The organism is Cyanobium sp. Maggiore-St4-Cus (assembly GCF_024345615.1).
Lineage (GTDB): Bacteria > Cyanobacteriota > Cyanobacteriia > PCC-6307 > Cyanobiaceae > Cyanobium_A > Cyanobium_A usitatum.
This window is the reverse complement of the sequence record NZ_JAGQBL010000003.1, coordinates 85028-101163: the sequence shown is the minus strand read 5'-3', so window position 1 is coordinate 101163 and position 16136 is coordinate 85028. Positions and strand designations below refer to the sequence as shown.

The window sequence follows — 16136 nt, the reverse complement described above, 5'->3', positions numbered from 1 at the left end:
GGATGGCAGGTCAGAAGCCAGCCGGTGCCTTTGCCATCTGCTTCCCAACGGGGCTGCCAGTTCTTCCAGCTGTAGTGCTGGCCTGCGCCGTTGGTGTTGGCGGTGTAACCACCAGCGACTAGATCAGCTTCTCAATTGGGGTCGTTGTGAATGGCGACCGCCTCGGTGAAACCGATCACCACACTCCAATGGCCACCGCCTGATGGAGCAGATACAGAACCGTGATGCAGCCAGCCCACGGCCACGGGCCGTCCCAGGTTGATCTGCTGCTCCAGTGCTGCTCGATCTCCATTGGTCGCAAAGTTGGCGGTTAGCCCCAGTGAGCGAAGCGCTGAGAGCTGGGCTTCTGCACTTGTGCTGTCGCCGTACTTGGCGCGGATGGCGTTGTATTCATCGTCAGAGCCGACCTTGCCCCAATAGCGGGCGAGCATTGCGCAGCTGCTGGAGAAGCACTCGCGGTAGCCGGTACCGGAGACGTTGTCGTTCTGGTTCTCCCAGGCCACCGGCAGGGGATTGGCATGGCCTGATGCCTCTGGAGCCGGGGGTGTCGATGAGAAGCTCTGCCGCCAGGGCGCGGCCTCGGTGAGGATCGCTGGGTCTGCAGCAATCACGGCGAGCCGCAACTGCTCGATGCCCTCAAGTTGCTGGGGCTGGGCTTTCCAGGCGTTCCAGAACTGCTGCCAGCGCTCAGCTGTGAACGGTGCCTGGGCAGCAGGAGAGGTTGTGGTCATGGCAGCAGGGCAGTCCTTTGCTGTTGCCGTAGTGCCTCATCTCCAGCTGATGCCGCTCGGCAATAGCCCCTGACCTCCCCGGGGCGCTGCCCCCTGTGCCATGGGCCTCACCTTGATCGAGGCAGCCAAATACGAGAACCGTCTTGAGCATCTAGCTGTGCTCAAGACGTTTTCAGAGGGCGAACTGCTCGCCCAGCTGCCGTTCATGAATATTGCCGGCAGCGGCCTGTTTTATTCCGCAGAACAGGAGCTGCCATCTGTTGGCTTTCGCGCTGTAAATGAGGGCTACACCCAGAGCTATGGCGTGGTGGACCAGCGCGCAGAAGCGGTGCACCTCTTTGGCGGTGATGTGGATGTGGATCGCTCGATCGTTGACCTGATGGGCCCGGAGGCCCGTGCCAGTCAGATCGAGATGAAGGTGCGCTCCATGCGCCTGACCTTGGAGGCAACGGTGATCAATGGCGATAGCAGCGCCAACCCCAGGGCATTTGACGGCCTCAGTAAGCGCCTGCAGCCAGGCGATGCGATGGCAATCGACAACGCCGGCAATGGCGGTGCTGGCACCAGCACTGCTCCTGGTGCACCGCTTGATTTTGATCGCCTCGATGAGTTGATCGATTCGGTGAATGCCTATGGCGGCAGCAAGGTGCTGGTGATGAGCAAGGCAATGCGCCGCCAGCTCAATGCCATGGCCCGCGCTTCCATTGGTGGTGGGGTGTATCAGACCAGCACCAACTCCTTTGGGATGACGGTGCACCGCTACCAGGACTGCGAGCTCGTCACGGTTGACCGCGATGCCCAGGGCATTGAGGTGATGGGTTACGACGAGGCGGGTGGCACCAGCTCGATTTACTGCTGCACCTTTGGTGATCAAGGCGTCACTGGTTTGCAGGGCCCTTTCCAGGGCCGCTATGGCATTTCGGTGCGGGACCTGGGCGAGGTACCTGATGCCCCGGTGTTTCGCACCCGCGTCGATTGGTACGTGGGCTTTGCCGTGCTGCAAAGCCGCGCTGCTGGCCGCCTCTTCAACATCACACCTGCTAACTGAGCCATGAACGGCAATCCCTTGCTTGATGCGGAGACCACCCTGGTGGGCTGGACCAACCGCAGCGCCATACGCAATTTGGAGCGCACCTTCCTCTCTGGAGAAGAGGTGCTGCTTACAACCAAGCTCGATGCGGCATCACGCTTCTCAGTAGTAGCAAGTAACCCAGGCTCTGCTGCTGCTGTTGAAATTCAGGTGTCCTTTGCCCCTGTGCTGCGTGATGGCACAACCGGTAGCTGGGTGGTTGCTACCACCGTTGCACTACCAGCAGAAGGCGGCCGGGTGGAGGCGTTCATCAGTGGACGTGACATCCAGCTCAATGCTGCTGATTTAGCCGATGTGGACCTGCCAGCGGTCTGCTTTGCCAAAGCAGAGGTGAGCCCCGAGACCCCAGAGGGGATGCACGTGGGACTGACCGCCACCATCCCCGCCTGAGCGCCATGACGACTCTTGTTCGCCATGACCTAAGTGATCCAGCCATTCCTGAGGGAATGGTGCGGATCAGTGCTGGAGCAGAGCACCGCTTTATATGGCCGGTGCACCTAGGCGGCTGGCAAAGCCTGGGCTGGCAGCTGCAAGAGGCTGCAGCAGAGCTACCCGTCGCACCAACTGTTGCGATCGATCTAACTGCTCCGCTCGCGCCAGAGCCAGAAGAAGTAGCTCAGCCACTGCCTGCTGTTGAACCAGAAGCATTGCCAGAAGCGCAATTGGAACCAGAGCCCGAACCAGCAGCAGAGCCCGAGCTAGTGCCAGTACCAGCGCCTGATTTTCAGGCCATGACCAAGGCGCAGATCCTTGAGCACTGCTACAGCGTCTATGGCGTCGAGCTTGATGGCAGCCAAACCAAGGCAGAGCTGGTGGAGCAGGCCACGGCACTGGCGCAGCAACCGGTTGAGCAGCCACTGCCTGATCTGCTGCTGGATGACCCCCTGATTTAACGAGGATCAGCAGATGACCATTGCCATGCGCACCAGCGTTGCGATCAGCAGTGGTGGCATCAGCGCGCAGCTGATCCGCCTGCTGCCACCTGCTGGCTGTCCTGGTGAGGCGGTGTGGGTGCCGTCCAATGAGGTGCAGCGCTGGGAGCAGCTGGGGTTTGGCCGTGCGCCGATCCCGGCGGCTGATCTGGAACTGAGCTGGCAGCCGGCTGGCCCGGAGTCGGGCGGGCTGATCCCGATCGAGCTACTACTCAACCCACGCACCACGCCCCCCAATGCGGTGACGGTGGACTGGGGTGATGGGGTGACGGAGACCCTGCCCTGGCCCGTTGGCGGCGATGGCAACGGCCGGCTGCGGCACGGCTACACCAGCCGCAGGGAATACACGATCACAGCAGAACTCACCGGCAGCGGTGTTACGGCAACGCTGCTGGTGAGCTTGGCGGGCTGTCCGATCTGGCAGCCCGAGGTCACCCCACCACCCGATGGAGGAGGCGGTGGAACAGCGCCTGGCTCTGTGCTGCCCTTGATCCCTGGTGCTGGCATTGCGGGCGCTGCTTACGACGGCAGCACAACCCAGCAGTGGAGCCTGACGCGATGGAGTGGCGGCAGCAGTGCTGGTGGTGTGCCGCCCAGCGATGGATCTAGCGCCTTGTTCCTTTGCGCTGATGGCACCTGGGCCATGCCGCCGGGCGGTAACGGCGGCACTCAGTGGTTTAACGGTGCTGGACCACCGCCGCCGACGATCAGTGGTGCTAACCCCGGTGACTACTACCTGGACAACCTCAGCGGCAACTTTTATGTGCTGGAGGGTTGATCGGCAATAGCGAGCAGGTCGCACCAAGCGGTGCGCGCGGCAACGTTGCAGCTGATTGATGCCCTGGAACCAGAGCTTGAACCTTGTTGGTCCAACCGGTCCTGCAGGTGCTGCTGGAGCAAGCGGAGAACCAGGTGCTGCTGGCCCGGCTGGAGAAAATGGACCTGCAGGTGAAATAGGCCCAGCAGGGCCGCAGGGTCCTGCTGGCCTGGCTGGCCCGGCTGGTGAAAGTGGCCCTGCAGGTGTGGCCGGCCTAGCTGGTGATGTGGGTCCTACTGGCATAGATGGCCCCCCTGGAGAGCCTGGCCCTGTTGGCCTTGATGGCCCCCCAGGGGCAGCTGGACCCCCTGGCGAACCGGGCCTTACTGGAGAAGCAGGACCAGCTGGCGCTGCCTGTAATACCGAGTTCCGCGTTGATGCAGGTGTGCCGCAGTACTACCTAGCTGCAGAAGGTCGCTGGGGAAACCTTGCTGTTTTGGCAGTGGCTTCTGCGCCCGCTATTGCAATGGCTGAGCTGGATCCAAACCTTGAGGCCCGCTCCCTTGATTCAGCCATAAGCCAAGACAGCGCCACCTCTGGCGCGGGCCAATGAGCTGGCTAGAAGCGCTCAACCTTGCCGGGCCGGCTGGTGCTGCTGGTGCACAAGGAGATGCAGGAGCACCAGGCCCTGCTGGACCACCTGGGGCAGCAGGGGCAGTTGGCGAGCCTGGTGCTGAGGGCCCTGTTGGCCTGCAGGGAGATCAAGGGCCCCTTGGCCCTCAAGGTCCTCAGGGCCCTCAAGGAGCGCCCGGCGTGCAAGGCAGCCAAGGCGCTCAAGGTCCACAGGGACCGCAAGGCCCTGCAGGCAATCCCGGTCCAGCAGGAGCGCAAGGCGTCATGGGGCCTACTGGTGCAGCGGGGCCGCAAGGCCCTGCAGCTACAAGTGATTTCCAGGTGCTTGCTGGCGTTCCCCATGCCTATATGGCAAATCAGGGGACCTGGGTGCCGCTTGGCATTGAGCCGCTTGCTCCTGTTGTTCCAGAGGTGGGCGCACCGATTGGCGGCGGTTACTTTGCTGGGTTGATTAGCCATACGGCAGATGGCAATCCCACCCATTACCTAATCGTCGCGCCGCGTGATGCGGGTGCTACTGGCGGCTCAAATACCGGCATGCCCGAGGTTTACCCGCAGGCTTATAACCCGACCTATAGGGACTATGGGCCAAGCGGTGGTTGCGGCAGCAGGCATGACGGCTGGGCGAACACCGAGTGGATGATCCAAAATGGTGTTCACCCTGCTGCCCAGTGGTGTGCGGCATTAAATATCAACGGCTACGACGACTGGTACATGCCAGCGCACTACGAGCTGGAGATTGCCTACTTCCATCTCAAGCCAACAGCAACGCCAAACGTAGCTGATCCCGCCTATGGAGATGGGATCAACCCATGCGCCGTGCCAAGGCGTGACTACCTATTCCCCCCATACGTGCCAGCCCAGTGCTTAAACCCTGCATTTCAGTGGGGAGGCGCGGAAGCATTTATACCAATTATTCACTGGACATCATCAGAGAGGGATACGCGCGATTGCTACGTGTTGAGTACCGATAGCGGCTTGTTCTCTTGGATGCCCAAGATATTTATTTCACCCGTGCGCGCCATGCGCAAGATCCCCTACGGGTCGCTCTAATCCAGCCCGCTTGCTGAACGCAGTTGCGGCTTGCTGTTAGCCACCCACCGGCTAGCGGTGCGATACGGCAATAGCTGCTGTAGACACACCGGGCTACTGGCCCGCTTGACCATGGCTTGGGTAGCAGGCGGCTCTCTTAAGGGTCCACAGGGTGAGCAAGGCATTCAGGGCGCCCAAGGGGTGCAGGGCCTTGCTGGCGCTGATGGCGTTCAAGGCGTCCAAGGACCACAAGGTGAGGCTGGTATCCAGGGTCCGATTGGTCCTGATGGTGTTCAAGGCCAGCAGGGCATCCAGGGTGCTGCGGGTTTGGGCATCACCTTTAAGGGCCAGGTGGCAACAGAAACTGAGCTGCCAGCTGATGCAGCCCAAGGCGATGCCTACATCGTGCAGGCCGATGACTCCTTTCAGGTGTGGGACCTCGCCACCAGCACCTGGGTGAATGGTGGCTCGATCCAGGGACCACAGGGAATTGAGGGCCCTGCAGGCGTTGCTGGTGTTCAAGGAGAAATAGGCCCTGCTGGCGCTCAAGGCGTGGAAGGACCAGCTGGCGTGCAGGGCATGCGCGGTACGGGCTGGTTCAACGGCAGCGGCGCTCCTGCAGCTGACATCCCAGGTTCGATTCCTGGTGATCTGTATTTAGATAACGCCACGGGCGACGTGTACACCCTGAGCTGAGTGGTGGCCTGGTCGCTTGCTGCCAACCTGCAGGGCCCGGCTGGTCCGAGTGCGGTGTCGGCTGATGCCGGCAACAGCGCCAGGTTGGGCACTGACGCCAAGGTGTTTGTGCCCTCCTCCCTTTACGTCCTGCCCGCAGCGACGGCCAAGGTGTTGGGCGGCATCAAGGTGGGTGCTGGGTTGAGCATGACGGCCGATGGCGTGCTCAGCGCTGCGATGGCAACCACCTACGTCAATAAGGCTGGCGATGTGATGAACGGCCCGCTGCGCTTTGCCAATAGCGGCGGTGTTTCAACCTTCAATGGCCGGGACGTTTACCTGTACTACGACGGCACCTTCTTTCGCTGCCAGCTGCCGTCTTCTAGATCGGCCTGGCGAATTGAGAACAGCAGCGGCCAGGTGACCTTTGGCTCTTGTCCTGCAGCAGCTGACCCGCCGGTTGCGGCCAGTGACCTGACCAATAAGGGCTATATCGACAAGCTCGTGAGCGCGCTTTTAGATGAGCTGCAGGCCCTCAAGGCAGAGGTGGCTGCCCTCAAGACTGCGAGCTGAGGGCTTGCTACTGGCTTGATTTGCTCTCAGCAGATCGCTCCTGCGATCGCAACGCCCCACCAATGCACCAATGTGCCGCAATGTGCCGCAGGGAACCTGGCAGCAGGCACCAGTTCACGCGAGCTTGAGCCCATCTCTGCTTTGAGTAGATGAGCTGGTCTGATCTGGAGCGGTTGGTGGCTGATGCAGAAAGCAGCCCGGCGCTCCAGCAGGTCCTGGGCCAGTGCCATAGCCGCCAGGAGCTCCTACGCACCGCCCGCCAGCTGGGCTATCGGGTGACAAAAAGCGACCTGCTGAATGCCTGGCTGGAGCACCACAACGCAGCGGAAGTGCAAGGAGCGGATAAAGCCTCCAATTACTGAGCCCCAACGCTTCTGCAAGGACTGGCGTGCTCTAGTCAGCCCACTGCCTTAGCCAGCCCCAGAGCCCGCTCGAGCCACGCAGCGAGGCCGGGCGCGACAGCATGTAACGAAGTCGTTACACAGCTCTCATGACAGTCGGGGAAGTCTTTCTGGAGTCGATCTCTAGCGGTGTGATCACGGAACATGAAATCTCCTGGGTTGCCTCCCATCAAGGCGCCTTTGCCCGCCACGAGGAAGCCCTGGCGCTACGGCTGGGGCGCTTGGTAGATGAGGGGCAGATCAACCTCGGGTGCCGCCTGCCTAGTCGTCTTGTTCAGCACAAGCTTGTGCTCAACGAATGGATCGAACCGCTCGGCCGGCGCCGCGGCGTAGCGGCCGCTTGCGCCTGACACCGCAGCAGCTCCCATGACGCAAGACAAAACACTGCACTACTGGCAGAACATGCGGATCGCCATGGAGGCTGCCGGTGCAACCTCAAGTGCCATCTACAAACGAGCACTGGCGATTACCCAGGGGCTTCCAGATCCCCTCGCTGCTCAGGATTCAGCTGAGGGGTAACTGCTAGTCCCTTTCAGGGGCGGGGGCAGCACCCCCGGTGGCGGTCCTCCTTTCGCCTTGATCACCGGCAGAACTCCCACAACTCCAGTTCTCAATCCTTGGGGGCGCTGGTGCTGTAGCGGCTCGGCGAACTTATGCCGCCTGTTGCTCATCGCCCACCGAAGGTGGATGGCCCACCAGCTCAGAAGACTCGCAAGCGGTGATCCAGCTACGCAGCAGCGGGTAGCGCTGAACCATCGCTGCGTATTCAGCTGATTGACGGTAGGTGGATTCCAAAAGCCGGTAGTCAAGGTCCTGCTGCATGGACTGCTGCTCACCTGAAACCAGCTCTGCTGCTAGCGCGAGATGCCTGCGGTCTGAATGATCAATTGTCATGGAGATCAAAGCGGGCGCCAATGACTGCGGCAAAGCGCTCTGCATCAACCCTGCTGGTGACGGCTGGCGGCTGCTGCTCCTGTCAGTGGGAGCAGACAGAAAGCGTCGCTAGTAGCCGAGCAGGCCAGAGCTGGGCGCCCCTTGCATCGCATGTTCACAACCTGTTACATTGGCTTTAACACTTCGTCACAATCATGACTGAGTCCGCTTCTCGCTTCGGGTTTGTCGCTTTCGCCGAAACCTGGAATGGCCGTCTGGCCATGCTCGGCTTTGTGATCGGTCTTGGCACCGAGCTGCTCACCGGCCAGGGCATCCTTTCCCAAATCGGTCTGGGTTGAACGTCATGGAAACCGATTACACCACTGCAATTTCGGTCGTAGCCCTGATCACCGTTGTGCTCTCGGCAATGACGATCTACGTGCTGAGCCGGCCTACGGACCTGGCTAAGAGGGTTTGATGATTTCCGCAATCACCATCGTTCTTATCGGTGCCTGGATTGTTGGTGCTCTCAATCAGCCGGATCTTGCCGATTGAGCTTCTAACTCTTGCTTCTTCTGCTTGCCAGCAACTGTTCCGCCACCAAAAGCCATGACCAACACTCCTTCTAACGACCCAGCGCTTGATGACAGCACCGAACAGCTGAACCTCATGGAGCAGCTCAAGCAAGTTGAACTGTTTAACGGCCGCGCCGCCATGGTTGGCATCGTTACAGGCATCGTGGTGGAAGGCCTCACCGGCTTTGGCATCGCCCATCAAATTGGCCTCGGCGCCTTGGTTGATGGCTACGCCGCTTGCCGCACTCAGTTCCTGCCCTTCTGCTTCTGAGCTTCTGCAGGCCTTTTATTTTCTGACCCCTAGGTATTGCCTGGGTTTTTTTTGTTGGTTGCCAATGGATTAACCGGCGGCCTCCAAGGCCGCCGGTTGGCCGGCTAGACGGACCAGCGCAGTGGAGGCTCGAGCTCTTGGTGCTCTTCTTCCAGCTGGATTAGCCACCAGGCTGCTGGATAGGCGGGCTCGGGCTGGGGCTCCTGCCATTGACCGGACACTTGTGCTTCTTCCCAAGCATCAATGAGGGACTGCATGGTGGTGGAGAGCGGGAACATCGCTGTGATGCAAAGAACGCGCACCTGACACCCCGAGAAGCGGGGAAAACTGGAGAGCGGTTTTGCAGACCCGATGGGCCCCTTCCACCCACCTGAGGTGCTGAATGGGCGGTTCTGCTCAGCGCACCTAGCGGTGCGACAGCGGGCACGGGCCTATGCGGAATGCCCGAGCGGGAGCGAGCGGCTGGAGCAGGCAGGCCGCTGCTCTACTTCCAGCTGACAAGCGAGCAGAAGGGGCAATGGAACCCGACCAGGCGGGAGCGGTGGAATCCCCTGACTCGCTGTTGTCCCACCGGTAAGTGCCCGGTTTGCACGGTTTATTCAGCGGCCGCAAACGCCGCGCAACCTCGACCAGGCGGGAGCGGGTGGAGCAAGAAAGGCCGCTGCTCTTATCCCTTTCCCCGCTCCCCTACCCCTTAGTCCTGCCACCAAGCCAGCACCCCAATAGAAAGGGGGCCGATGGCTCTCCTGACCGGCTCAGCAGACTGAGACGGTGACGCCGGGGAGGCCCTGGAACTTGCGGGCAAAGGCAAATGCTTTTTCAGCAGGGATTAACCGCATCTTCTTGACGGGCTTACCGCGCCTCCCGAAGTGCTCAACGGTGCAGGGCACAGCGCCACTCTTTTTGATACCGGGCGCATAGCGATGGACGATCAGCAGGCGGATATTGCAGACGGGGCCTTGTGGAGCTGCCATGGAAATTTTGGCGAGGTACCCCCAGGTCACGCCCCACGGCGCAGCAGCAGGCAAGGGTGGCGTAGCCACTTGCGTAGCCCTTTCCGTCTGCGAGCAAGTGAGGGCAGCCTGCAAGGGGTGCTCGACCAAGTACCAGCAGTGTCCAAAGCCAACGGTGCTGGTTCTGTCCGCCTGCTGGTTGCTACGGCCGGGATCAACCAAAGCAAGCGGGGCCGAGTCCTGCCTGTAAGCAGTTGGGGCGCGGTGAGAACACCTCAAGGGATGCGGTCCTGCTAGTTGGCAAGAAAAAGCATCTCGTTTCAGGCACCCGTTGTCAGCCACCCGTGAGCGCCCAGCTGGGGGGCCAGAGGCCCTTCCCAAAACTGGCGGCGGCAGGGCTCTGGTTCAAACAACCGAATTTCGGTTGTTTCAATTGATCGGCTTCAGCCAGTCCAAAAAAATGGGCCAGCAGAAACTGGCCCTTGGATTGCCGGCTCAGATAAGCGCCACCTCCCCAGGGAGCAGAACCCGGCGCTTCTGGGCTGCTGCCAATACCTCTTGGCGATAGAGCTCTTCTCCAGCAGCGCTGAGGGCTGAATCGATGGCATCGATTCGCGCCAGGCACTGAGCGATGGCAGGCAGCACCTCCTCTTCTAGGAGGGTGATTTCCTCTTCTCCATAGGGCTGCTCGCTCCAGGTGCGGCGCAGCGGCAGATCGCGGCGCAACAGCTGCTCAATGGAGCGCGAAGCGCGATCAAGCAGCAGGAAGGGATCTTCTTCTGGCCGGCAGAACTTGGACTGGGCAGCTAGTGATGCCATGGGATTCGGCGCCAGGTGTGGCGCAGCGATGGGACCGATCCCAGAGGCGTACTGACGCAGGAAGGAAGCACAATGGAGAGGACCCGGAGTAAGCCCCACCGGAAGCCGACCCAGCCAGAGCGAGGCTTCTGCACTGGTCAGGTCAAGGCGGCACAGATCAGATCTTGCGCAAGCGCGGCTTATTGAGGTGATGCACCGCATGGACCACTACGCCAAACAGCCCTGAGCGATCAAAGACCTCCAGGTCCAAAGGAATTGCTACCTCTTCTGGCCGCACCGGCTCAAGCAACCACTGCTCCCCCTGCCGCAACAGCGGTCGCATCAAGAAGCTGCCCTGGTGGGCAACGACGACGACATGGCCGGAGCAGGGTTCCACACTGCGGTCGATCACCATCAGGTCGCCGTCGTTGATCCCGTGCTGGCGCATGCCATTACCGCTGGCCCGCATGTAAAAGGTGCAGACCGGGTTGGGAATCAGGGCGGATTGGAGATCCAAGCCCTCACCCAACGATCCCGGGCAGAAGGGAACAGGCTCGCCAATGGGCAGGTCGGCCAACATCAAACCAGTAGTGGCAGCAGTACAGCTGTTCTACTCCTGGTGAGGTGGGTTGGACCGGCTCAGCTGCCTGCCTCTGGCCAGGGAACCAGCTTCATGTCTCCCACCTTGTTCCAGGTTTTGCATTTGGGATCAGCTAGCCGGTAGATGGCGTTGCCGTCTGGTCCGTTCTTGGTGACGACAAGGACCGGTGCACCGGGCCAGCCGATCCGCCAAAGCTGCTCATCACCTGCCAACACAATCAAATCGCCAGTGGCGGGGTGCTTGAGGTCTGGGGCCATCGCTGCACCGTAGAAACCCACAGGCGATTGGCTGCCAAGCCGCAGCCCCCTCCGGCACGAGCGGAACAAGGACACCCCCAGGTCGATTGCTCGATGGATCGTCCGCTAGCTGGCTCAGTTTTCGATGTCGCCGGAAAGGCGCTAAGCGCACCTCACGGTGCGACACCGGCATGGCGCTGATCTCGAACTGCTAGGCAGCAGCGCGTAATGACATGCATTCCCGGAGCATGAACTGGTGCTTTTGATGGCCGCGGTTGTGCCATTGGTTGCGCGGCCCTGTTGCCTTTTGCGCTGGCGGAGCGGGCCGGCCCGATCAGGCTGGCGGGCAGCACTTTCAGCTAACGCCATGCTCCGCATCCACGGCGACCGCAACAGCCTGCTGGCGGCCCTTGCTGCCCACTGGGTCGATCAGCAACTGCAGATCCCGCCGCCGCTCAAGCCGCAGGTGCGGCCGATCCGCCGCCTACCAGGGCTGCTGCGCTGAACGGCCCTGGCAGCAATAGATCGATAGGGCCTCATCCCGCCCCCACCAGCTGCTGGCGCAGAGCCTCAAGAGCTTTCTTTTGGGCCCGCTGCACCGACATGGCGCTGATTTGCAGCTGCTCTGCTGCCTGCCGGAGCGACAGGCCCTCAAGGATGGTGAGCCGCAGGGCCGTGGCTTGCGGCGCAGGCAGCTGATCTACCAGCTGCTCCAGCGCCAGATCATCAGCGGGGCCGGCTGCTTCTTGCTCTGGGCTGGCCAGCTGATCGAGCAGGCACGGCTCGCCAGCGGCATGGCCATCAAGGCTGATGTGACCCAGGGGGCACAGACCCTGCTCATGCAGCCGGCGTGGAATGCGCACCAGCCGCACCCGATCGCGCAGGTGATGCTGCAGGGCACCTGAGATGCACCGGCGCAGATAGGGCTCAGCTGGCTCACCTGCTTTACAGCGCAGGACTGAATGGAGCAGGGCTTCTCTAGCCACCTGGATCAGATCCTCCCGCTCGACCAAAGGGGAGAAGCGGCGGGCTACAGCTGAGGCAACGGCATCAGCAAGAGAAAGGTGCTGGAGCACCAGGGCATCGCGGGCACGGAGGGCAGTGCGGGAAAGCGGGGCAGCCATCTGGGGACGGCAGAGAACCCCACCCCCAACGGCCAGCCGCAGGGATGTGACAAGGACGCCCCAACGGGGCGCATGGCCCGATCCTTGACGCAGCGCGAGGACTGGACGAGGGATTCAGGTGGGTGTTTGACGGCCTGGTGGCAACCCAATTGCCGCGAGCGCTTTGCAGCAAGCCAACCTTGAGCAAGCATCCCCACGCCTGACCCGATTGCATTGCTGAAGTGTTGGACCAGTTCCGGCAGCGTTTAGAAGCTCAATAAGCCCACTTCCGTCCAATTCAGCGCAGGAGGTGCAGGCCATCCAACCGCAATATGCGCTATGCAGCTATTTGTTCAGTTACCCAGAGCGCTCTATTAATTTCGGAGGTGGCATGGCCTGCTTGAGCTGCTGGGCAATGGCTTTAAAGAAACCATCTGGTAGATGACTACTGGAACTTCTTCTACCCTGCTACTGTCTAGCTGGTTATAAATGGACGAAGGTTTATTTATTCTGCTGAGGCTTGCTCCGCTTCTGTTCTCTACGTGAAGTAGGGGGATTAGGCGCTGGACGGAGCATTGGGGTAGGGGATGGGGTTGACGCCAGCGTCCAGGGCCTCGCTGTGGTGGGCGGCGCTGAACCAGGTGGCGAAGTCGGCGTCCTCTGGGAAGGGCCAGCCTTCGTCGGCCCAGTCGGTTTCGTGGATGCCGTCGGGGGAGGACCAGCCGCCTTCGCCGGCTTCCCAGCCGGCAGAGGTGCGCATGGATGCGACGCGAGCCTCCTCGTCCTTGGAGTCGTCGAGGTTGTCGTACCAGTTGGGGCGAATGGCGAGTTGCGCAAACTTGAAGTAGGGGAAGATCATCTCTTTAGTTCTTCCATCAGTGAAGTGGTCTGGGGGAGAGATCTTATATGCGACTAGAGAGCAGCGTCGGCAAGTGTATACACATTACCGTAGCAAGTAGTCCGTAAGCGGCACTGTTAACATCAACGCTGATCCACTGCTGGAACCAAAAAAAGCGCCCTTTGAGGTGAGTATATATCTGGACTGGCACCAAAAGAAACTGGCAAAAGTACTTTCTAGGCCTATAGTTAGTCCTGGTTTTCTGTTGTCGGTAGCCTCCCTGCCTCGGAAGGAGGCTTAAGGCTCATAATCCGCTCCTGAGCTTTGTCACGTTCAGCCTCAGAATCAATCCGCTTACGCGCATAAACTTGAGATAGACGGACTGCTTCCTCAAGCTCCTGCCTCAAAGTGGCGTTGTCGGCCTTCAGTTGCTGGGCGACTTCTCTCCACGCCTTGGCCTCTGCTTCGGCCTGGATCCGCTCGTTGTCGCCAGATGCCTCTCGTGACTTCTCTTCGGCGTCAACCGCCCTCTGTTCTGCCTGTTTTTCTTGATCTGAGGTCGCCTTAGTAAATCGTTCTGAAATTAGTTCTCTCAGGCGTGTAAACAGATCTTGCGTGATCTCTACAACCGTCTCTCTAATGATGGGCCATAGTGCTGGCCAAAGAGCTTTAAGGAATAAGGACCAAAACTTGTTTACCATTGGTTTCTGGAGTAAAGAGGTTGGTGATGAAGATGCTAGTGAAGGTCACCCCTTAATAGTCTTCGAAATGAACGCATAACCTGGGACTTAGCTTCCATTGCTTGTCCAATTTCTTTGTTGCCACTAAGAAAAGCCTTGTCGGCATCGGCTTCTAGATCTGTCTGTAGGCGTAGGGCTTGTTTGCAGATGTCGGCAGTTTGCTCCCCATAAAGATCAAAAACTTTGGCTGCCGCAAATAGCTTGCCGCAGTTAATCAGTAGATCTTCCTTGCTAATTTCGCGTAGTTTCTGTTGATGCTGCATTGAGCCTGTTCCGTAAGAAATGATCGCACCACCGGCTACAAGAATAATGTACCCACCTGTCATGCCCAGACCCCCAGCCGCAAGTGATCCCCCACCAAGAAGTGCAAGACCTGCTGAACTGGCCGCAGCTCCACTAAGACCCATAACACCACCAATAACGCCAGCAATTGGTAGGGCAAATACCGCCAATGCTGCGACACCTACACCAACAAAGGCCCAGGTGTAATTCTGGCCGCTATTGGCTTTAACAATCTTTTCAATACAGTTATTAAATTCCTTCCAGGCTAGCCAGAGTGTTGCTGGGCTTTCATCCATGATCCCCGCACAATAATTAAGATAAAGCTTTCTGTCGTCATCGTCGAAGGAAAGGCTTTCTCCCTCCTTGTTCTCACTTGTCAAGTAATAGGATGAGAACGTGGCAAGTTCCACGCAAATTGCAGACTTCTTTAATTCAGTAAATTTGGACTCACAGACTTTGAGATTTAGTTGATCTTCTGGCAGTACTGGCCCAAGGCCAAGCAGCTTGGCGGTTAGCTCGTACCACTGCTGAATCCATTCATATTTTCTATTGCCGTAAGCCTGTCTTTCGCGGTCTTTGCTCTGATCATTCATGAAATGCTTACGAAGCCTGCTGAATGACACGCTCTTGCCTGCCTCGTCCAGCAACGCCCAGTATTTAATGGAGGCCATTAAGTGAATGCCTTCGCTGTCAAATCCAAGATCGTCCGAGTGGGCTTGAATGGAGTTCATAATTCATTCATAGTAGTCTTTGGGGTGAATATACATGGCAATATGCCTATTTCTCCAATCGCTTAAACATCGCGTCCTGGGGATCTATATAAAACTCAATCGAAATCTTACTCCTGGGCACCTCGAAAAATAGCCTCTACCAAGACGGAGCACTCAAGCCTGGGCAGACGGGGCAATGAGTCTCAATTACAGGATCCCGCAGATCCCGAATTTTTCGAGGTGCCCTCCTGAGATCACTGGGTAGATTATTTCGCCAGCGACGGGCCGAAACGGGTATCAGCAGCGCCTTGGCTTCCTTGTCTGCTTCCAGTTCGGCGATGGCTTTGCTCAACCCCACCGAAGTCTGCTGATAGAGGGCCCCTCAGCCCCCAGCTCTTTGAAGAACAGCAGCGCCTCAGACTCAGGATTCGTCGACTGCGGTTGCCCTGGCTGGGCTGTTTTCCTGCAGCTTGTTGACCGGCTCATCCAAGAGCCTCGCGAACCTGGTCAGCCCACGGCCTCAGCACTCTTTGCTGAGCCAGATGAGCAAGCATTCGCCGCTGGCAGACGAGTGAAGGGGCCCCGCGGTGTGGGCGAATCTGAGGGGCTCCGTTGAGGGCTCAGCGAATGGCGCCATCTCCAGCGAGGGGCGTGGTCAAGGCCATGCACAGTTGGCATGACTCGGCGCCTCGAAGAATGAAACGACCTGTGTGGCAGATCTTGCCGAATGTGTATCCGGTCAAGGTTGCTCAGCCGTTCACAGCATTCACGCCGCCAAGCTCCATCACTACAGGTGGCTGGATTGGCTTGAGCTGCTGGGCGGTGGCTTCTAGAAAGGCCACCAGGATTGTGACCAGCAGGATGTAGTCGCGCAGGGCTTGGTCCAATGGCCCATGGGCCGTCGGCGGCTGGGCTGCCAGCACCGTATCCAGCGGCCTCCAGAGGGGATTGGCGCGGGCAAGCTCGTAGACCTCCGCTAATCGAGAGCTGTGGGCAGGATCGGCAAGGGAGGCTGATTCGGCGGAGTGGGCAAAGGCGTTGCGCAGCTTGCGGAGGGCATTGAGGGCCCGCTCCACGCCGGCATCAATCAAGCCCAGGCGACTAGCCAGGGCCACCTTGGCGCCGAGAGAGCCCAGCGGACGATCCGGCAGGAATAGTCCGTCGCCCTTGGCTGGAGCGGGCATCATCACCGCCTGCAGCAGATGCTCCAGAGCTGTGTCAACGCGGGCGACGCCCACGAGCACCGCACCGCGGCCGCGCTCCTCCAGCATCTGCAGAGCGATCTGCTGGGCGGCCTGGGCGACGGCAATAGTGCCTGAATCAGTGGCCATG

The 16136-nt window shown here is 59.8% G+C and carries 27 protein-coding genes; 15 read left to right on the top strand and 12 right to left on the bottom strand.

The annotated features are described in order from the left end of the window. Positions 1 to 131: 131 nt before the first annotated feature. The gene (locus tag KBY99_RS03650; RefSeq protein WP_254997410.1) at positions 132 to 731 is read right to left on the bottom strand and encodes a C39 family peptidase; all 600 of its coding nucleotides are present in this window, start codon (positions 729 to 731) and stop codon (positions 132 to 134) included. Between the two features lie 100 nt (positions 732 to 831). Here KBY99_RS03650 and KBY99_RS03645 point away from each other — a divergent pair, with 100 nt between their 5' ends. The 12 genes from KBY99_RS03645 (at position 832) to KBY99_RS03590 (ending at position 7343) form a co-directional block, all read left to right on the top strand. Next, positions 832 to 1779, top strand: coding sequence for a major capsid protein (locus KBY99_RS03645; RefSeq protein ID WP_254997408.1), 948 nt, complete (start codon positions 832 to 834; stop codon positions 1777 to 1779). 3 nt (positions 1780 to 1782) lie between these two features. Continuing rightward, complete coding sequence (locus KBY99_RS03640; protein WP_254932206.1) at positions 1783 to 2211, top strand: hypothetical protein; 429 nt, start codon at positions 1783 to 1785, stop codon at positions 2209 to 2211. A gap of 5 nt (positions 2212 to 2216) precedes the next feature. Continuing rightward, the gene (locus KBY99_RS03635) at positions 2217 to 2714 is read left to right on the top strand and encodes a hypothetical protein (protein WP_254997404.1); all 498 of its coding nucleotides are present in this window, start codon (positions 2217 to 2219) and stop codon (positions 2712 to 2714) included. Positions 2715 to 2727: 13 nt separating this feature from the next. Beyond that, positions 2728 to 3531: a hypothetical protein gene (locus KBY99_RS03630; RefSeq protein WP_254997403.1), complete on the top strand. Its 804-nt coding sequence runs from the start codon at positions 2728 to 2730 to the stop codon at positions 3529 to 3531. A gap of 284 nt (positions 3532 to 3815) precedes the next feature. Then, the gene (locus tag KBY99_RS03625) at positions 3816 to 3974 is read left to right on the top strand and encodes a hypothetical protein (RefSeq protein ID WP_254997402.1); all 159 of its coding nucleotides are present in this window, start codon (positions 3816 to 3818) and stop codon (positions 3972 to 3974) included. Positions 3975 to 4144: 170 nt separating this feature from the next. Further along, complete coding sequence (locus KBY99_RS03620) at positions 4145 to 4594, top strand: hypothetical protein (RefSeq protein WP_254997627.1); 450 nt, start codon at positions 4145 to 4147, stop codon at positions 4592 to 4594. After that, a complete protein-coding gene (locus tag KBY99_RS03615) occupies positions 4555 to 5196 on the top strand; it encodes a hypothetical protein (protein WP_254997626.1) in 642 nt (213 codons plus the stop codon). Before KBY99_RS03620 ends, KBY99_RS03615 begins: the two co-directional genes overlap by 40 nt. A gap of 111 nt (positions 5197 to 5307) precedes the next feature. Continuing rightward, entirely contained in the window at positions 5308 to 5871 is a 564-nt protein-coding gene (locus KBY99_RS03610; RefSeq protein WP_254997400.1) for a hypothetical protein, read from the top strand. Positions 5872 to 5874: 3 nt separating this feature from the next. After that, the gene (locus KBY99_RS03605; protein ID WP_254937207.1) at positions 5875 to 6423 is read left to right on the top strand and encodes a hypothetical protein; all 549 of its coding nucleotides are present in this window, start codon (positions 5875 to 5877) and stop codon (positions 6421 to 6423) included. A gap of 149 nt (positions 6424 to 6572) precedes the next feature. Continuing rightward, positions 6573 to 6785 carry a Nif11-like leader peptide family natural product precursor gene (locus KBY99_RS03600; protein ID WP_254937206.1) on the top strand — a complete coding sequence of 71 codons (213 nt, stop codon included), beginning with the start codon at positions 6573 to 6575 and terminating at the stop codon, positions 6783 to 6785. A gap of 128 nt (positions 6786 to 6913) precedes the next feature. Next, a complete protein-coding gene (locus KBY99_RS03595) occupies positions 6914 to 7174 on the top strand; it encodes a hypothetical protein (protein WP_254937205.1) in 261 nt (86 codons plus the stop codon). A gap of 16 nt (positions 7175 to 7190) precedes the next feature. Next, on the top strand, positions 7191 to 7343 hold the full coding sequence (locus KBY99_RS03590) for a hypothetical protein (protein WP_254937204.1): 153 nt from the start codon (positions 7191 to 7193) through the stop codon (positions 7341 to 7343). Between the two features lie 132 nt (positions 7344 to 7475). Here KBY99_RS03590 and KBY99_RS03585 read toward each other — a convergent pair whose 3' ends face one another. Next, entirely contained in the window at positions 7476 to 7646 is a 171-nt protein-coding gene (locus tag KBY99_RS03585) for a hypothetical protein (protein ID WP_254937203.1), read from the bottom strand. Between the two features lie 266 nt (positions 7647 to 7912). Here KBY99_RS03585 and KBY99_RS03580 point away from each other — a divergent pair, with 266 nt between their 5' ends. Together KBY99_RS03580 and KBY99_RS03575 are read left to right on the top strand one after the other, a co-directional pair. Then, positions 7913 to 8056, top strand: coding sequence for a chlorophyll a/b-binding protein (locus KBY99_RS03580; protein WP_094560385.1), 144 nt, complete (start codon positions 7913 to 7915; stop codon positions 8054 to 8056). 250 nt (positions 8057 to 8306) lie between these two features. After that, a complete protein-coding gene (locus KBY99_RS03575; RefSeq protein ID WP_254937202.1) occupies positions 8307 to 8543 on the top strand; it encodes a chlorophyll a/b-binding protein in 237 nt (78 codons plus the stop codon). A gap of 104 nt (positions 8544 to 8647) precedes the next feature. Here the strand turns inward: KBY99_RS03575 and KBY99_RS03570 are convergent, their stop codons facing one another. From KBY99_RS03570 to KBY99_RS03550, 5 genes are all read right to left on the bottom strand, one after another. Next, positions 8648 to 8800: a hypothetical protein gene (locus KBY99_RS03570; RefSeq protein ID WP_254997398.1), complete on the bottom strand. Its 153-nt coding sequence runs from the start codon at positions 8798 to 8800 to the stop codon at positions 8648 to 8650. Between the two features lie 498 nt (positions 8801 to 9298). After that, positions 9299 to 9646, bottom strand: a complete 348-nt coding sequence (locus KBY99_RS03565) for a hypothetical protein (protein ID WP_254997397.1) — start codon at positions 9644 to 9646, stop codon at positions 9299 to 9301. 345 nt (positions 9647 to 9991) lie between these two features. Further along, the gene (locus KBY99_RS03560; protein WP_254962242.1) at positions 9992 to 10315 is read right to left on the bottom strand and encodes a hypothetical protein; all 324 of its coding nucleotides are present in this window, start codon (positions 10313 to 10315) and stop codon (positions 9992 to 9994) included. Positions 10316 to 10472: 157 nt separating this feature from the next. Then, a complete protein-coding gene (locus KBY99_RS03555; protein ID WP_254997396.1) occupies positions 10473 to 10871 on the bottom strand; it encodes a LexA family protein in 399 nt (132 codons plus the stop codon). A gap of 62 nt (positions 10872 to 10933) precedes the next feature. Next, positions 10934 to 11152 (bottom strand): hypothetical protein, encoded by a 219-nt coding sequence (locus KBY99_RS03550; protein ID WP_254997395.1) that lies wholly within the window; start codon positions 11150 to 11152, stop codon positions 10934 to 10936. Positions 11153 to 11498: 346 nt separating this feature from the next. Here KBY99_RS03550 and KBY99_RS03545 point away from each other — a divergent pair, with 346 nt between their 5' ends. After that, complete coding sequence (locus KBY99_RS03545) at positions 11499 to 11636, top strand: hypothetical protein (protein ID WP_254997394.1); 138 nt, start codon at positions 11499 to 11501, stop codon at positions 11634 to 11636. A 31-nt stretch (positions 11637 to 11667) separates the two neighbouring features. On the opposite strand, the gene KBY99_RS03540 is transcribed toward KBY99_RS03545, so the two are convergent. The 5 genes from KBY99_RS03540 to KBY99_RS03520 form a co-directional block, all read right to left on the bottom strand. After that, a complete protein-coding gene (locus KBY99_RS03540; protein WP_254997393.1) occupies positions 11668 to 12255 on the bottom strand; it encodes a sigma-70 family RNA polymerase sigma factor in 588 nt (195 codons plus the stop codon). A 535-nt stretch (positions 12256 to 12790) separates the two neighbouring features. Continuing rightward, positions 12791 to 13093 (bottom strand): hypothetical protein, encoded by a 303-nt coding sequence (locus KBY99_RS03535; protein WP_254997392.1) that lies wholly within the window; start codon positions 13091 to 13093, stop codon positions 12791 to 12793. Positions 13094 to 13320: 227 nt separating this feature from the next. Further along, the gene (locus tag KBY99_RS03530) at positions 13321 to 13773 is read right to left on the bottom strand and encodes a hypothetical protein (protein ID WP_254997391.1); all 453 of its coding nucleotides are present in this window, start codon (positions 13771 to 13773) and stop codon (positions 13321 to 13323) included. Between the two features lie 35 nt (positions 13774 to 13808). Then, positions 13809 to 14825, bottom strand: coding sequence for a hypothetical protein (locus KBY99_RS03525; protein ID WP_254997390.1), 1017 nt, complete (start codon positions 14823 to 14825; stop codon positions 13809 to 13811). Positions 14826 to 15553: 728 nt separating this feature from the next. Next, positions 15554 to 16135, bottom strand: coding sequence for a hypothetical protein (locus KBY99_RS03520; RefSeq protein ID WP_254997389.1), 582 nt, complete (start codon positions 16133 to 16135; stop codon positions 15554 to 15556). Between the last annotated feature and the right edge of the window lies 1 nt (position 16136).

Coding starts and splice junctions, on each gene's coding strand:
- KBY99_RS03640 (WP_254932206.1), top strand. CDS start 1,783: ATGAACGGCAATCCCTTGCTTGATGCGGAGACCACCCTGGTGGGCTGG.
- KBY99_RS03630 (WP_254997403.1), top strand. CDS start 2,728: ATGACCATTGCCATGCGCACCAGCGTTGCGATCAGCAGTGGTGGCATC.
- KBY99_RS03575 (WP_254937202.1), top strand. CDS start 8,307: ATGACCAACACTCCTTCTAACGACCCAGCGCTTGATGACAGCACCGAA.
- KBY99_RS03550 (WP_254997395.1), bottom strand. CDS start 11,152: ATGGCCCCAGACCTCAAGCACCCCGCCACTGGCGATTTGATTGTGTTG.
- KBY99_RS03635 (WP_254997404.1), top strand. CDS start 2,217: ATGACGACTCTTGTTCGCCATGACCTAAGTGATCCAGCCATTCCTGAG.
- KBY99_RS03650 (WP_254997410.1), bottom strand. CDS start 731: ATGACCACAACCTCTCCTGCTGCCCAGGCACCGTTCACAGCTGAGCGC.
- KBY99_RS03545 (WP_254997394.1), top strand. CDS start 11,499: ATGCTCCGCATCCACGGCGACCGCAACAGCCTGCTGGCGGCCCTTGCT.
- KBY99_RS03530 (WP_254997391.1), bottom strand. CDS start 13,773: ATGGTAAACAAGTTTTGGTCCTTATTCCTTAAAGCTCTTTGGCCAGCA.
- KBY99_RS03580 (WP_094560385.1), top strand. CDS start 7,913: ATGACTGAGTCCGCTTCTCGCTTCGGGTTTGTCGCTTTCGCCGAAACC.
- KBY99_RS03520 (WP_254997389.1), bottom strand. CDS start 16,135: ATGGCCACTGATTCAGGCACTATTGCCGTCGCCCAGGCCGCCCAGCAG.
- KBY99_RS03600 (WP_254937206.1), top strand. CDS start 6,573: ATGAGCTGGTCTGATCTGGAGCGGTTGGTGGCTGATGCAGAAAGCAGC.
- KBY99_RS03625 (WP_254997402.1), top strand. CDS start 3,816: ATGGCCCCCCTGGAGAGCCTGGCCCTGTTGGCCTTGATGGCCCCCCAG.
- KBY99_RS03595 (WP_254937205.1), top strand. CDS start 6,914: ATGACAGTCGGGGAAGTCTTTCTGGAGTCGATCTCTAGCGGTGTGATC.
- KBY99_RS03535 (WP_254997392.1), bottom strand. CDS start 13,093: ATGATCTTCCCCTACTTCAAGTTTGCGCAACTCGCCATTCGCCCCAAC.
- KBY99_RS03525 (WP_254997390.1), bottom strand. CDS start 14,825: ATGAACTCCATTCAAGCCCACTCGGACGATCTTGGATTTGACAGCGAA.
- KBY99_RS03590 (WP_254937204.1), top strand. CDS start 7,191: ATGACGCAAGACAAAACACTGCACTACTGGCAGAACATGCGGATCGCC.
- KBY99_RS03570 (WP_254997398.1), bottom strand. CDS start 8,800: ATGCAGTCCCTCATTGATGCTTGGGAAGAAGCACAAGTGTCCGGTCAA.
- KBY99_RS03540 (WP_254997393.1), bottom strand. CDS start 12,255: ATGGCTGCCCCGCTTTCCCGCACTGCCCTCCGTGCCCGCGATGCCCTG.
- KBY99_RS03560 (WP_254962242.1), bottom strand. CDS start 10,315: ATGGCATCACTAGCTGCCCAGTCCAAGTTCTGCCGGCCAGAAGAAGAT.
- KBY99_RS03610 (WP_254997400.1), top strand. CDS start 5,308: ATGGCTTGGGTAGCAGGCGGCTCTCTTAAGGGTCCACAGGGTGAGCAA.
- KBY99_RS03645 (WP_254997408.1), top strand. CDS start 832: ATGGGCCTCACCTTGATCGAGGCAGCCAAATACGAGAACCGTCTTGAG.
- KBY99_RS03585 (WP_254937203.1), bottom strand. CDS start 7,646: ATGCAGCAGGACCTTGACTACCGGCTTTTGGAATCCACCTACCGTCAA.